Raw genomic sequence first — 14398 nt, forward strand, 5'->3', positions numbered from 1 at the left:
CCCGAAGGGCCTTACCGCTCGACTTGCATGTGTTAAGCACGCCGCTAGCGTTCGTCCTGAGCCAGGATCAAACTCTCCGTTGAAGACTCTAGATTTACTGCCGAAGCAGCGAATCAGAAGTATCTCGAACCAGAGTCCGAAAACCTAGCAAAATTAGTCGGTCGGAAAATTGACCGACTTAAATGTCCAACCACCCTCACGGGGGTGAGAATGATTGGAACCAAATATATTATTTGGCACTGACATTCATCGACACACTATTGAGTTCTCAAAGAACACACGCACAAACGATCTCCCGGGCTCTTAGTCCCGCTCGATCGTGAGGCAACTTTTACAGCTTAGCCCAGCCGTATCAGCGGAACCAAATCCGCTGGTCAGGTGGAACTAGTGTGATTGTCAGGCGCTCCTCGTCCAACCTCGTTTCCCAGGCCCTTGGGGCTCCGGGTCGGTGTCCGTGTCGCTCTGACCTGGACTAAGTTACGTGTTGCTACGAACAGAAGTCAAATCGGCTGGTCAGAGGCATAATTCGCGGGTGTACGTGTGTGCTTGGTCGATGACGAGTGGCATCGCCGACGAGTTCGCGGAAAGACTCCCCGGCAATAACGAAACCGACTGGCGCGTTAGTTGGCTGCCCGGGCGCCTCGTCACCCGTGAACAAGCGATCGCCGCCATGGAATTGGTGGAGCTCCTCCTCGACCCCGCGCATCCCGACGATCCCGCCACGCACGCAACCGTCGCGGCCGCCGCCGCACTCCTCGGTATCCGTGCCATCGATGCCGCCGCCATGCTCTCCGAACGTCATCCCCGGCGCTGACCGGGACACGAATCCGAACCCCCACCGAATCCCGGTGCGGCACTTAGCATCACTGGGCATGCACGACATCAGTGGACTGCTGCACAAGATCCGCCACGGCCTCGACACCCAGGTCAGCCTGTCCCGGCTGCGGCGCGACCGCACCCTCGCCGACGCCGTCGCGGGCCGGACCGTGCTCATCACCGGGGCTTCCTCGGGAATCGGACGAGTCGCCGCCGTGCAGCTCGGCGCGGCCGGGGCCACCGTTCTCCTGGTCGCGCGCCGCGCGGACGAGCTCTCCGACGCGGTCTCCGAGATCGAGGCCGCGGGCGGGCGGGCCGCCGCCTACCCCTGCGACCTCAACGACTTCGAGGCGCTCGACGCCATGACCGCGAAGGTGCTCGCCGATCACGGCCGGGTGGACATCCTCGTCAACAATGCCGGGCGATCCATTCGCCGCCGGCTCGACGAGTCCTACGACCGCTTCCACGACTACGAGCGCACCATGCGGCTCAACTACTTCGCGGCGGTCCGCCTCATCCTCGCCTTCGCCCCCGCCATGCGGGACCGCCGCGACGGACAGATCATCAACATCCTGTCGCTCGCCAACCTGTACGGCGGGCCCGGCTACGCCGCGTATGTCGCGTCCAAGGCCGCCCTCGACTCGCTCAGCACCAACCTGCAAGCCGAGACCCAGACCGAGAACCTCCGATTCACCTCGATCTACCTCCCCCTCGTCCGCACCGACATGATCACCGCCAACCCCGTCTACCAGCAGGCCACGGCCAACGCGCTCACCGCGGACGAAGGCGGCCGGATCATCTGCGACGCCATCATCGACCGCCCCCGCCGGCTGGCCCCGGTCATGGGCCGGGTCGCCGCGCTCATCGACAGCGTTCTCCCCGAACGCGCCGACACCATTCGCAACGCCCGCTTCCGCCAAGGCATGTGAACACCCGGCCGCCGTCACCCGCGATGGCGGCCCCACAACACGGCCAGCCCCAGCATCCACCCGCTCCACAGCACATACCCGGCGAAGTTCGCCTGCTGCGCACCCGCCAGCTGCCACGGGGCAGCCACACCGAGCAGGATCAGTGCCGCCGACGTCGTGCCGAGGACCGCGAACCAGCGCGGGAAGCCCTCGCGCCGCAGGACCGAGACCACCAGCACCGTCCACGCGGCGGTCAACGAGTAGCCGAGCGTCTCTCCGACGAACGAGCCCAACAGCCTGTTCCAGAACTCGAATTCGGTGACCGCCGTGGAACTTCCGACCTCGGAAGCCGCACGAGTGGCGAGCCCCGGCACCAGCAGCGGCCAGCGCGACAGGCCGACCGCCTGCACCACCCCCGCCGCCACCCCGGCGCGCACCGCCCAGCGCATGCGCGGCGAATCCGTGCGACGGCCCACCCCCAGCGCGATCGGAACGAACAGCAGCGCGCCGACCACGAGCACCGAGAACCAGGCGACCACCGCGGACTCGTGCATCCGGAACGATGCCAGTACCTCCGTGCCCGGACGGGACAAGACCCGCGGGTAATCGAAGACCGCGCCCAAGCCTGCGAACCCAGCGTTCATGGACACCACCGCCGCGACGATCAACGCGGGCACCAGCAGCGCCCTCGCAGCGCCGGACGCTCGCCGGTCGGAAGCAGTTGGCGTCACAGCGGTCACGGCCGCGCCGCCGGTACCGGCAGGGACACCGGCCGCGTCGGTGAACTCGACTGCCGTGGATACGCCGCCCGTGCTCCGGAACTCGGCGGCAGCGGAGGCGCCGTCCGGGACCTGGGCGGGCATGATCAGCGTCCCTGCGACGTCGACCCTCCGCCGATCGGAACCGGCCGGCACCACTGCGTTCACGACTGCGCGGCCCGGGTGGGAGGCGAGCACGGCGTTCGCGTGTGCGGCTTCGGCCGCCACGGGCACACCGTCAGCGCCGGAGACCTGGGCGGTGGCGGGCACACCGTCAGCGCTCGCGACCTGGGCGGTGGTGGACGCAACGATGCTCGCCGGGTCAGGAGCGCCGGGCGATACGGAATCGCGCATCGGAGACATCGCGTGACCTACCTTCCCGCGGCGGTGCGAGCGGGAACGCCGCCGGGAAGTTCGTGGAGCGTGGCGCGCAGGGTGTCCTCGAGCGACGTTGGCGCGAGCCCGAAACGGCTGGTGGCGGCGGAAGAGTCCAGGACGAAGGGGCGGTCGAACTGATAGCGCAGCTCACGCATTTCGCGGGCGTCGCGGTTGAACAAGCCCGCCGCCCAGAGCAGTGCGGCGGGCAGGCGGCCGATGCGGGCGGTCGGCGCGCCGGCCACCGACGCGGTCAGGTCGGCGAGGGCTCGGATCGACAGCGGCGGCGCGGTGGGCACGTGCCAGGCTCGGCCCCAGGCGGTTTCGTCGTCGGCGATCGCGACCAGCAGGCGGGCGACGTCCGCGGTCGCGGTCCAGCTGTGCGGGGCATCCAGGTCCGCGGGAGCCAGGGCCCGCTTGCCCGCGAGCACGGCCGGCAACACCATGACGGTGAAAGCCGAGGTCGCGGCCGGGCCGAGGTAGTCCGAGCCGCGCACCTCGGCGGTGCGGATGCGCTCGGATCGGTGGGCGGCCAACTGCTCGGACCACATGTCCGCGCGAACTCGGCCCTTCACCGAGTTCGGGCGCACCGGGTGGGACTCGGAGACCGGGCCGTCGAATTCGCCGTAGGCGTACAGGTTTCCGACAGTGATCAGGGGCGCGCCGGAGCGCTCGGCCACCGCCAGAACGGCGTGGTGCAGGGGCGGGAAATCCTGTGACCAGCGGTGATAGGCGGGCTGGGCGCATTGGTAGAGGGCGGTCGCGCCCTGGCAGTGGGCGAGCAGCGCCTGCGGGTCGGTGGCGTCGGCGGTGACGCGGTCGATATTCGGGTGCTCGGGGCCGGAGCCGCTGCGGGTGACGATGCGGACGTGGTCGCCCCGGGCGGCGAGCAGCCGCGCGGTGGCCGTGCCCACCGGGCCCGCTCCTATGACGACGTGCAGGGACATGGGGTCCTCGATCCTGTCGGATGTGTGTTCCGAGAACACTGTTCTCGCACTCTCGACGGTAGGAGTGCACGCCGTTTCCTGTCAAGAACACTGTTCTCTCAGTCGCCTACCGTTCTCTCAACGGTTTCCTGTTCTCTACACTGCGACCATGTCCGCCGGATCCCTGCGCGCCCGCGTCCGCACCGAGATGATCGAGGAGATCAAGGCCACCGCCCGCACGCGGCTGGCCACCGACGGCGCCAATCTGTCGCTGCGCGGCGTCGCCCGCGACCTCGGCATCGTCGCCTCCGCGCTGTACCGCTACTTCCCCAGCCGCGACGACCTGCTCACCGCGCTCATCCTGGACGGCTACCGCTCCCTCGGCGCGGCCGCCACCGCCGCTCACGACGCCGCCGATGCGAATAACGCACGCGCACAATGGCTTTCGGTCTGCACCGCCGTCCGCGACTGGGCTCTCGCCAACCCCACCGAATACGGCCTGCTCTACGGCAGTCCCATCCCCGGCTACGACGCGCCGAAGGACACCGTCGGCCCCGCCGCCACCGTCGTCCTGTTGCTCGCGGGCATCGCCACCCGGGCCGCGGCCGCCGACCAACTCACCCCCGCCGCCCTGCCCACCCCCCTGCCCGCCCCCGTCCGCGCGGACCTCCGCGCCCTCATCGAACAACAGTCCGCCGACCTGCCCGAGGAGGCCCTCGATCGCGTATTCGTCGGCTGGACACAGCTTTTCGGCCTGGTCACCTTCGAGATCTTCGGCCGCCTCGACGGCACCATCGAAGCCGTCGCCGACTACTTCCACCACCACATGAACCTGATGGCCGACCTCGTCGGCCTCCCCACCACCGACTGACTCCAACCCGCCACCCGACGACCTCGGCCCGCACACGACGATCTCCGAGTTCTACACCGGCGTCGACGATCGCCTGGACCTGCCGGTCATGCCGCCGCCGGTGCCCAGCGCCGCCGACCTGACCGGCGCCACCGTGCTGGTCGCAGGCAACACCCGCCCGCCTCCTCGGAGCGACAATGTGGGCCCGCCATTCGCCGATTCCGGCCCGGCATTCGCGGTTTCCCACCGGGGCTCGGGGTCGGGCCGCCGCCGAGTGTTGTCGGTGCCGATCCTCACCACGCACAGCGCTGGGCCCGGTCACCGTGAGGTGACCGAGCCCAGGTCGTTCGATTTCGTTGCCGAACCTCACCGCACACAGCACTGAGCCCGGTCACCGTGAGGTGACCGGGCTCAGGTCGATCAAATTCCGTTGCCGGAACGGCGGACTAGAAGTCCATGCCGCCCATGCCGCCGGTCGGGTCGCCCGCGGGGGCGGCCTTCTCCGGCTTGTCGGCGACGACGGCCTCGGTGGTCAGGAACAGGGCCGCGATGGAGGCCGCGTTCTGCAGGGCCGAGCGGGTGACCTTGACCGGGTCGGCAACGCCGGCGGCCAGCAGGTCGACGTACTCGCCGGAGTCGGCGTTCAGGCCGTGGCCGTCGGGGAGGTTCGAGACCTTCTCGGCGACGACGCCGGGCTCCAGGCCCGCGTTGAAGGCGATCTGCTTCAGCGGCGCGGACAGCGCGACGCGAACGATGTTCGCACCGGTGGCCTCGTCACCCGACAGGGTCAGCGCGTCCAGGGCCGGAGCCGACTGCAGCAGGGCCACGCCACCACCGGCGACGATGCCCTCTTCGACGGCGGCCTTCGCGTTGCGGACGGCGTCCTCGATGCGGTGCTTGCGCTCCTTGAGCTCGACCTCGGTGGCCGCGCCCGCCTTGATGACCGCGACACCGCCGGCCAGCTTGGCCAGACGCTCCTGCAGCTTCTCACGGTCGTAGTCCGAGTCCGAGTTCTCGATCTCGGTGCGGATCTGCTGCACGCGGCCCTTGATGGCCTCCGCGTCGCCCGCGCCCTCGACGATGGTGGTCTCGTCCTTGGTGATGACGACCTTGCGGGCCTGGCCCAGCAGCTCGATGCCGGCGGTCTCCAGCGAGAGGCCGACCTCTTCGCTGATGACCTCGCCACCGGTCAGGATGGCGATGTCGGCCAGCATGGCCTTGCGACGGTCACCGAAGCCCGGCGCCTTGACGGCGATGGACTTGAAGGTGCCGCGGATCTTGTTCACGACCAGGGTCGACAGGGCCTCGCCCTCGACGTCCTCGGCGATGATCAGCAGCGGCTTGCCGGCCTGGATGACCTTCTCCAGCAGCGGCAGCAGGTCCTTGACGGTCGAGATCTTCGAGCCGACGAGCAGGATGTACGGGTCCTCGAGGACCGCTTCCTGACGCTCGGGGTCGGTCACGAAGTAACCGGAGATGTAGCCCTTGTCGAAGCGCATGCCCTCGGTGAGCTCCAGCTGGAGACCGAAGGTGTTGCTCTCCTCGACGGTGATGACGCCTTCCTTGCCGACCTTGTCCATGGCCTCGGCGATCAGCTCACCGATGGACGAGTCGCCGGCCGAGATACCGGCGGTGGCGGCGATCTGCTCCTTGGTCTCGACCTCCTTGGCGGTGTCGAGCAGCTTGGCGGTGACGGCCTCGACGGCCTTCTCGATGCCGCGCTTCAGGCCGAGCGGGTTGGCGCCGGCGGCCACGTTGCGCAGGCCCTCACGGACCAGCGCCTGGGCCAGCACGGTGGCGGTGGTGGTGCCGTCACCCGCGACGTCGTCGGTCTTCTTCGCGACTTCCTTGACGAGCTCCGCGCCGATCTTCTCGTACGGGTCCTCGAGCTCGATTTCCTTCGCGATGGAGACACCGTCGTTGGTGATGGTGGGGGCGCCCCACTTCTTCTCCAGCACGACGTTGCGGCCCTTCGGGCCCAGGGTCACCTTGACGGCGTCAGCGAGGGCGTTCAGACCACGCTCGAGACCGCGGCGAGCCTCTTCGTCGTACGCAATTGTCTTGGCCATTGCGTTGAGATCCTCCAGATCTGGGGATTGACAGTGTTCTGGCCAGGCATGGTGCCCGCGACGGACGACCGAGGAGCTTGTTAACCAGCCCGGCCTCACCGCCCCGACCTAGCACTCACAGGTATGGAGTGCCAAACCCATTTCTAGCACTCACCCCCTGCGACTGCAAGGTTGGGGCCGGGCCCCGGAACGCGCGCAAGACCGCACGAGTCGCCTCGTGCGGTCCGGCCGCCCGCCCGCTACTACGAGAAGTGCGAGCGGTCGTCGACCCGCAGCAGCAGGGCGATCAGCGCATCCGTGCGGCGCTCCTCGGGAGTGCGGGGCTCGCCGTGCTCGATGGTGACGAGTTCGGCGTCCTGCAGCAGGAGTTCGGCTTCGATACGCATGATCGCCCGGATGAACGGAGGCGCGACCTCGGGTGGGAGGTCTCCGTTCACGATGTAGCCGCCGTCGGGCGTGTCCTCTGTGGAGACATAGCTGAGCGCGCGCAGCAGGTCAGCGCGCTGCTCCCCCGCAACTAGGTCGGAACCCTCGTCGTCCGCCATTCCACAATCGTATCTGCCGCAACATGCTCCCCAGGGGATCCGGCGCGAGGACATCGGTACCGGGCTTACATCACCAGGTCGGCAGCGGGGCGGAACGACACGCGGACTACTGCGTGTCCTCGGTGCCCGCCGGCGCGGCGGGCGCGGTCAGCGACGCCAGCAGGCCCGCGACGTCGGCCTGCACCGCGTCCTTGTCCAGACCCAGGCCGGACAGGATGCCCGCACCGTGTTCCAGATCGAGCAGGGCGAGCAGCAGGTGCTCGGTGCCGACGTAGTTGTGGCCGAGCCGCAGCGCCTCACGGAACGTCAGCTCGAGGGCCTTGCGGGCCTGCGCGTCGAAGGGGATGAGCGGCGGAACCGGATCACCGGTGGCGGCGGGCAGCGCGGCGGTGGCCACCCGGCGGACGGCGTCGGCGGAGATGCCCTTGGCCTCGATCACCTTGACCGCGAGCGATTCCGGCTCCGAGAGCAGGCCGAGGATCAGGTGTTCGGGGCGGGTTTCCAGATTGCCGACGGCCCGGGCCTCCTCCTGGGCGGCCATCACCACCTGGCGGGCGCGCGGGGTGAAGCGGGCAAAACCGGCATTCGGGTCGAGAGCCGCCGCCTGTCCGGCGTCGGCGGGGGTCTTGGGGACGAAGCGCTTCTGGGCGGCCTGCTTGGTGACGCCCATGCTCTGGCCGATATCGGTCCAGGACGCACCGGAGCGGCGGGCCTGGTCGACGAAGTGGCCGATCAGATGGTCGGCCACCTCGCCGATGTGGTTGCCCAGCACCACGGCGTCGGAGAGCTGCTCGAGCACGTCGTCGGGGCGGGCCTTCTTGATGCCGTCGATCAGGTCGTCGAGGCGGATCGAGTTCGTCATGCGTCAACTTTAGGTTGACCAAGATGGATTGGTCAACCATTGGTTGACGATTCTTCGGCGTGTCGGTCAGAGCTTGGCAGCCCGGCCCACCGCGCCCACGATCTGCTCCTTGATCCACGCCGCCGTACGGCCGGTCAGCGCGATGCTGCCGTTCGAGTCGTCGGCCTTCATGAACTGGACCAGACCGTCGCGGCGGCCCAGGCTCATACAGGTCAGGACGAAGCGCGGGGTGAAGGGCCCCGGCTGCTTGCCACGCAGCCGGGCCGCGACGGCCGCACCCAGGTACTTGCCCGCGGGCTGCGCGGCCTGGCACGACATCCGGGCCTCGCGGCCGTTGTGCCCGATCATCACCGCCGCGTCACCGACCGCGTACACATCGGCGAGACCGCGGACCCGCAGCCGGTCGTCGACCAGCACCCGTTCCCGTCCGTCCACCGGCAGACCCGAGCGGGCAGCCACCTCGGGCACCTTGAAACCCGTTGTCCAGAGCACGATGTCGGCGTCGACGTGGTCGCCGTCCACCAGGTCGAGGCCGGTGCCGGTCACCGCCGCCACCTTGGCGACCCGCACCTGGACGCCGAGCCGATCCAGGACGGCGCGAATGTGCGCGACGGCCTTGGGGATCAGCCAGCCGCCCGGCTCGTCCGAGCTGACCAGCACCACTTCGAGGCCGGGGTTGCTCTCGGCCAGTTCGGTGGCGGTCTCGAGGCCGGTCGCCCCGCCGCCGACCACGGCGACCCGGCCGGCGAGGGCGGGAATCCGGCGCACATCCTCCGAGGTGGCCACGGTGTGCGCGAATTCGGCCGCGCCGGGCACCATCGAGAGGTCGGCGCGGCTGCCCAGGGCGTAGATCAGCGAGTCGTACGCGACGGCCTCGCCGGTGGCCAGTTCGACGCGGCGAGCCTCGGTGTCGATGCGCTCGGCGCGGCCGTTGACGAACTCGATCCCCTTGGCCGCCAAGGTCTTCCGCAGTTCCCAGCGGGCCACGTCCTGCCCGGCGGCGACCTGGTGCAGCCGCACCCGGTCCACGAATTCGGTGTGCAGGTCGATGACGGTGACGTGCGCGCCCTTGGCCTTGATCGCTTCCCGCGCCGCGGCCAGTCCCGCGTAGCCCGCGCCCAGAACGACGATTCGATGCTGCCCGGTCATGAGAGTGCTCCTTTTCACTTCAGGTACACAGTCGGCCCCGCTCGGTAGCCGACACCCTCTAGACCGGACAGCCCCGCGATCCCTGACAGAATCCAGGTGTTCCCCGCGTCACACTCGATCGTGCGACGCGAAATAGGCCAGCTTGTCCGGGTTCACCACGAGCTGGACCGAGGCGATCGAGTCGCCGTCGAAGCCGACGGAGATGGTGCCGAGCACGGCCCCGTCCGCGCGCACCACGAAGGCGGGCGCGGCATTGACCTCTTCGATCACGACGCTGATGTCGGCGCCGAAACTCGGGATCTTGCCGAACAGACCCAGCAGGTAGCGGGCCACCTTCTCCGCGCCGACGATCGGCCGCTTCGCGGCATTGACCTTCGAACCGCCGTCGGCCAGCGCCACGATATCGGCGGTGAACATGGACTCCAGCGCGGCGAGATCACCGGATTGCGCTGCGCTGAGGAACTTTTCGACCAGTTCCCGCGCGTGCGCCGGGGCCGACTCGAAGCGGGGCCTCTCCTCGTGCACCCGGTGCGCGGCGCGGCGGTACACCTGTTGCGCATTGGATTCGGTGAGACCGAGCATGTCGGCGATCTCGCGGTGCGCGTAGCCGAAGGCCTCCCGCAGCACGAACACCGCGCGTTCGGTGGGGCTGAGCCGTTCGGCCAGCGCCAGGAACGCCATCGACACCAGTTCCCGCTGTTCCGCCGATTCCAGCGGGCCGAGTTCGCCGTGGCCGGTGGGGACCGGTTCGGGCAGCCAGGGCCCGACGTAGGTCTCGCGGCGGGCGCGGGCCGAATCCAGCCAGGTGCGGCAGAGATTCACCAGGATAGTGGTCAGCCAGGCTTCGACGGAACGGATGTCGGTGCGATCGGTGCCGTGCCAGCGCAGGTAGGTCTCCTGGACGGCGTCCTCGGCCTCGGCGGCGGATCCGAGCATGCGGTACGCGAGCGCGAAGAGACGCGGCCGGTGCCGTTCGAATTCCACCACGTGTGCCGCCTCCCGGAAATTCTCCCGTGAGACTACTTGGGCGCCACCCGGATCGCGACGGCGACCGGGGTGTTGGCGTAATTTCCGGACATGCAGGCGAGTTTCGCCGTACTCAGCGCGGCATTGGGGCTGCCGTCCAGGAAGGACCCCGGGTGCGCGGCCAGCACCTGCTGGATGACCTGCCGTTCGGCGTCCTCGGTGAGGTCGCGGAAGTCGGCGCAGGTGGTCTGCGCGCCGTTGGGGGCACTGGTCTTCTTGGCCACCGTCGCGGCGGTGGGGACCGCGGCGGGGGCGTCGACGGGCGACTCGGCCGGGATCGCGGCCGTGGTCGGGGCGGCGCTGGTGGTTCTGGCCGCCGCGGTGGTGGTCTCGGCCTGTTTCAGGCCATTACTGCTACCGGCTTTGTCCGAACCACAGCCAGTGAGAGCCGCGCCCAAGGTGAGGGCGATCGCACCTGCGGTGAGGGCGACCATCGAAAGACGCTTCATACCCTGCTTTCCGAACTTTCCCGAGAGTGCCGAATCGCCGGACCGGCCCGGCGCTCGCAGCAGCGTACCCGGCTCCGCCGGAGCCGGAAAGGAAAAGTCTGGTCGGCCGGTTTTTACCGGCCGGTGAGCGGGTCAGTTCAGGCGCTGCTGCCAGTCCGCGGGCACCCGGTCACGCGGGCCCGGCACCCCCTGATCGGCCGGATGCGAGGTCGGGGCGGCCAGTTCGGGACCACCGCTGTACATATCCTCGGTCTCGAAGTTGTAGAACCAGTCCTCACCAGGCTCATAGCTCTGAATGAAGGGATGCCCGGTCTCGCGGAAGTGCTTGGTGCCGTGCTGACTCGGCGAGTTGTCACAACAACCGATATGGCCGCACTCCGCACAGCGCCGCAGATGGAACCACCAGCCGCCGGCCGCGTCGCACTCCGCGCAGCCCGCCCCGCTGGGCGGAACGCTCGGATCGATGCCCTTGATCTGCTCGGTCATCAGTTGCCTCCTGTCGTCGCCGGTTCCGCTTCGGCCTCGGCCGGCGCGGGGCTCGCCGCCTCCAGCGGCAGCCGCACGATGAAACGCGTACTCCCGGGCTCGGATTCGACCCGGATATCGCCGTGATGCTTGTTCACCACGATCCGGAAAGAGATGTCCAGACCCAGCCCCGTGCCCTCGCCCACCGGTTTGGTGGTGAAGAACGGTTCGAAGATGCGGGTGCGGATCTCGTCCGGCACGCCCGGCCCGGTATCGCCGATTTCCACTGCCGCGCACTCGTTCTCGCGATAGGTACGGACGGTGAGCGTACCGCGCCCGCCCATCGCGGACACGGCATTGTCGATCAGATTCGTCCACACCTGGTTGAGTTCGGCCGCGTAGCACGGCACCGGCGGCAGCGCCGGGTCGTACTCCTTGACCACCGTGATGTCGTCGCCGATCTTGCGGGCCAGCATGACCAGCGTGCTGTCCAGCAGTTCGTGCAGATCCACCACCTGGAACGGGGCCCGGTCCATCTGCGAGTACTGCTTGGCCGCGTGCACCAGCGTGGAGATCCGGTTCGTCGAGTCGGTGATCTCGTTCATCAGCAACTCGGTCTCGACGGTGTAGTTGAGCCAGCGCATGGCCGCCTCGAAGACGTCACCGCCGCAACCGGACAGGGTGCCGTGCACCCTCTCCATCCAGTCCAGATCGAAACCGGCCTGCACGAAGTTGGGCGCGATGTCCCAGCTGTTGCCGACCCCGTGGTCCTCGAGCCAGTCGCCCAGCTCGTCCTCACGGTCGGCGGCCTCCAGCGGCGTCAGCACCGGGGCCTTGGCGACCTGCGCGGCCGCCTCCTCCTGCAACTGGGCCAGCGCCTCGAGCGTCTCGGAGTTGAACTTGCCGTGCGCCATCATCTTCAGCTTGTGCCGCATCCCGGCCACCCGCTCGCGCAGCGAGGAGGTGGCGCGCACGGCGGCGGCGGCCGGATTGTTCAGCTCGTGGGTCAGGCCCGCCGACAGCGAGCCCAGCGCCAGCAGCCGTTCCCGCTGGCCGATGCGCTCATTGGCATTGCGATTGCCGAAGAAGACCCCTTCCAGCAGGTGCAGCGCCATCGGGAACCAGTCCTGCATCATCTTCGCGAAGGTTCCGGCGTCGAGGACGAAGAACTTCGAGGGCCGGGTCACGTAGAAGGACGCGGTGTAGGTCTGCTCGACCTTGTCGCCCATATAGGCGGTCCACGCGCCCGAGTACGAGCCGACATGCTCGGTGCGGACGAGTTCGATCTCCTCGCCGCCCGACATCTTGGTCAGCCGCACCTCGCCGTCCATGAGGACGTAGAAGCAGGTGGCCGGGTCGCCCTCACGGAAAACCAGTCCGGGCTCGAACATCTCGACCCGCCCGTCGCGGCACAGCCAGGCCAGCTGCTCGTCGTCGAGCTTCTCGAACAGGAACAGGTGCCGCAGTTCGTTCGGGTCGCAGATCAATCGGGTGTTGCCCATATGCGCCTACTCCTACTGTTTCGCCAGCCATCGATGCACCAGCATGACGGCCATCGCGCCCTCGCCGACCGCCGAGGCCACCCGCTTCGCCGATTCCGAACGCACGTCACCGGCGACGAAGACGCCGGGCACGCTGGTCTCCAGATGCTGTGGGGGACGCGGCAGTTCCCAGCCCGCGGGCCGTTCGCCGTCCACCATGAGATCGGGTCCGGCCAGCACGTAGCCGGCGTCGTCGCGTTTGACGATGCCGTCGAGCCAGTCGGTTTCCGGTGCGGCGCCGATGAACAGGAACAACCGTTCGGCGTCCACCTTTTCTTCCGTCCCGGAGGCGTTATCGCGCAGCACGATCCGCTCCAGGTGGTCGTCGCCGTCGGCGGACACCACCTCGGTGCGGGTGTGCACCTTGATGTTCGGGATCTGCGCGATCTGCTGGATCAGGTAGTGCGACATGGACGCCTCGAGCGATTCACCGCGCACCAGGATGTGCACGGTGCGGGCCCGGCGGGACAGGAACACCGCGGCCTGACCCGCCGAGTTCGCGCCGCCCACGATGTAGACGTCCTTGCCGGCGCAGTCGCTGGCCTCGGTCATGGCGGAGCCGTAATAGACGCCGCGGCCGGTGTAGTCGTCGACGCCGGGGGCCGGGTGGTGGCGGTAGTTGACGCCGGTGGCGATCAGCACCGAATGCGCGGCGACGCTGCCGCCGTCGGCGAACTTCACCACGCGCGCCGACCCGCAGGCCTCCAGCGCCACCACCTCGCGGGCGGTGATCAGTTCGGCCCCGAACTTCACGGCCTGGCGGCGGGCGCGGTCGGCGAGCTGGGCGCCGGACAGGCCGTCGGGGAAGCCGAGGTAGTTCTCGATGCGGGAGCTCTGCCCGGCCTGGCCGCCGGTGGCGGTGCGTTCGACGAGCACGGTGCGCAGGCCCTCGGAGGCGCCGTAGACGGCCGCGCCCAGCCCGGCGGGTCCGCCGCCGACCACGATCAGGTCGTAGAAGTCGCTGGAGGCGTCGGTATTGAGGCCGACGCCCTCGGCCAGCTGCGCGTCGGTCGGCATGATCAGCACGTCGCCGCCGGGGCTGATGATGACCGGGCACTGGTCCTCGGTGGCGTTCGCCGCCGTCAGCAGGCGCGCGCCCTCCGGCTCGTCGACCTGGTACCAGCGATACGGCAACTGGTTGCGCGCCAGGAACTCCCGCACCTCCGAGCAGCGGGCCGACCAGCGGTGGCCCACCACCTTGGTCTCGGTCACCGGCTTGTGCTCGTCGCCGCGCCAGGCCTCCAGCAGGGCGTCGACGACCGGGTAGAGCTTCTCCTCCGGCGGGTCCCACGGTTTGAGCAGGTAGTGGTCGAGGTCCACCACATTGATGGCCTCGATCGCGGCATTGGTGTCCGCGTAGGCGGTGAGCAGCACCCGGCGGGCGTACGGGTGCAGGTCCATGGCCTGTTCGAGGAATTCGACGCCGTTCATCCCGGGCATCCGGTAGTCGGCGATCAGCACCGCGGCCGGCTGGCCGCGCAGTTTCATCTCACGCAGGGCATCGAGGGCGTCCGCGCCGGACTCCGCCCGCAGAATCCGGTAATCAGCCCCGTACCGGCGGCGCAGATCGCGCACGACGGCCCGCGAGACGCCGGGGTCGTCGTCGACGCTGAGAATGGCCGGCTTGACGGCAGAGGGTGAAGTCACCTGACCAGTATC

General features: G+C 68.8%; 14 protein-coding genes, 1 rRNA gene and 1 pseudogene. 4 read left to right on the forward strand and 12 right to left on the reverse strand.

Annotated features, from left to right (window positions below):
* Positions 1-83 (reverse strand): 16S ribosomal RNA (locus tag ABZ412_RS25590); the annotation flags it as partial.
* Between the two features lie 470 nt (positions 84-553).
* Here ABZ412_RS25590 and ABZ412_RS25595 point away from each other — a divergent pair.
* Both ABZ412_RS25595 and ABZ412_RS25600 read left to right on the forward strand, forming a co-directional pair.
* Complete coding sequence (locus tag ABZ412_RS25595; RefSeq protein ID WP_357284592.1) at positions 554-814, forward strand: hypothetical protein; 261 nt, start codon at positions 554-556, stop codon at positions 812-814.
* Positions 815-872: 58 nt separating this feature from the next.
* On the forward strand, positions 873-1745 hold the full coding sequence (locus ABZ412_RS25600; protein ID WP_357284594.1) for an SDR family NAD(P)-dependent oxidoreductase: 873 nt from the start codon (positions 873-875) through the stop codon (positions 1743-1745).
* Positions 1746-1759: 14 nt separating this feature from the next.
* Here ABZ412_RS25600 and ABZ412_RS25605 read toward each other — a convergent pair whose 3' ends face one another.
* The gene (locus ABZ412_RS25605) at positions 1760-2836 is read right to left on the reverse strand and encodes a DUF4386 domain-containing protein (RefSeq protein ID WP_357284596.1); all 1077 of its coding nucleotides are present in this window, start codon (positions 2834-2836) and stop codon (positions 1760-1762) included.
* 17 nt (positions 2837-2853) lie between these two features.
* Positions 2854-3804, reverse strand: coding sequence for an NAD-dependent epimerase/dehydratase family protein (locus ABZ412_RS25610; protein ID WP_357284598.1), 951 nt, complete (start codon positions 3802-3804; stop codon positions 2854-2856).
* A gap of 148 nt (positions 3805-3952) precedes the next feature.
* Between ABZ412_RS25610 and ABZ412_RS25615 the strand changes: the two genes are divergently transcribed.
* Both ABZ412_RS25615 and ABZ412_RS25620 read left to right on the forward strand, forming a co-directional pair.
* Positions 3953-4654 carry a TetR/AcrR family transcriptional regulator gene (locus tag ABZ412_RS25615; protein WP_357284600.1) on the forward strand — a complete coding sequence of 234 codons (702 nt, stop codon included), beginning with the start codon at positions 3953-3955 and terminating at the stop codon, positions 4652-4654.
* 46 nt (positions 4655-4700) lie between these two features.
* A pseudogene (locus tag ABZ412_RS25620) lies at positions 4701-4799 on the forward strand (phosphoribosyltransferase); the annotation flags it as partial.
* A gap of 280 nt (positions 4800-5079) precedes the next feature.
* Here ABZ412_RS25620 and groL read toward each other — a convergent pair.
* The 9 genes from groL to ABZ412_RS25665 all read right to left on the reverse strand — a co-directional run bounded on the left by groL (position 5080) and on the right by ABZ412_RS25665 (position 14386).
* Complete coding sequence (groL, locus tag ABZ412_RS25625; RefSeq protein WP_357284602.1) at positions 5080-6702, reverse strand: chaperonin GroEL; 1623 nt, start codon at positions 6700-6702, stop codon at positions 5080-5082.
* A gap of 242 nt (positions 6703-6944) precedes the next feature.
* Positions 6945-7247: a hypothetical protein gene (locus ABZ412_RS25630; RefSeq protein ID WP_357284604.1), complete on the reverse strand. Its 303-nt coding sequence runs from the start codon at positions 7245-7247 to the stop codon at positions 6945-6947.
* 106 nt (positions 7248-7353) lie between these two features.
* A complete protein-coding gene (locus ABZ412_RS25635) occupies positions 7354-8109 on the reverse strand; it encodes a Clp protease N-terminal domain-containing protein (protein ID WP_357284606.1) in 756 nt (251 codons plus the stop codon).
* A gap of 66 nt (positions 8110-8175) precedes the next feature.
* Positions 8176-9258 (reverse strand): FAD-dependent oxidoreductase, encoded by a 1083-nt coding sequence (locus ABZ412_RS25640; protein WP_357284608.1) that lies wholly within the window; start codon positions 9256-9258, stop codon positions 8176-8178.
* Between the two features lie 108 nt (positions 9259-9366).
* Positions 9367-10245: an RNA polymerase sigma-70 factor gene (locus ABZ412_RS25645; RefSeq protein ID WP_357284610.1), complete on the reverse strand. Its 879-nt coding sequence runs from the start codon at positions 10243-10245 to the stop codon at positions 9367-9369.
* Positions 10246-10277: 32 nt separating this feature from the next.
* Positions 10278-10733 (reverse strand): hypothetical protein, encoded by a 456-nt coding sequence (locus ABZ412_RS25650; protein WP_357284612.1) that lies wholly within the window; start codon positions 10731-10733, stop codon positions 10278-10280.
* Between the two features lie 132 nt (positions 10734-10865).
* On the reverse strand, positions 10866-11219 hold the full coding sequence (locus ABZ412_RS25655) for a UBP-type zinc finger domain-containing protein (protein ID WP_357284614.1): 354 nt from the start codon (positions 11217-11219) through the stop codon (positions 10866-10868).
* On the reverse strand, positions 11219-12700 hold the full coding sequence (locus tag ABZ412_RS25660; protein WP_357284616.1) for an ATP-binding protein: 1482 nt from the start codon (positions 12698-12700) through the stop codon (positions 11219-11221). Before ABZ412_RS25660 ends, ABZ412_RS25655 begins: the two co-directional genes overlap by 1 nt.
* Before the next feature lie 12 nt (positions 12701-12712).
* On the reverse strand, positions 12713-14386 hold the full coding sequence (locus tag ABZ412_RS25665) for an FAD-dependent oxidoreductase (RefSeq protein WP_357284618.1): 1674 nt from the start codon (positions 14384-14386) through the stop codon (positions 12713-12715).
* Between the last annotated feature and the right edge of the window lie 12 nt (positions 14387-14398).

It is taken from the genome of Nocardia sp. NPDC005746, assembly GCF_040630785.1.
In the GTDB taxonomy this organism is placed as follows: Bacteria; Actinomycetota; Actinomycetes; order Mycobacteriales; family Mycobacteriaceae; genus Nocardia.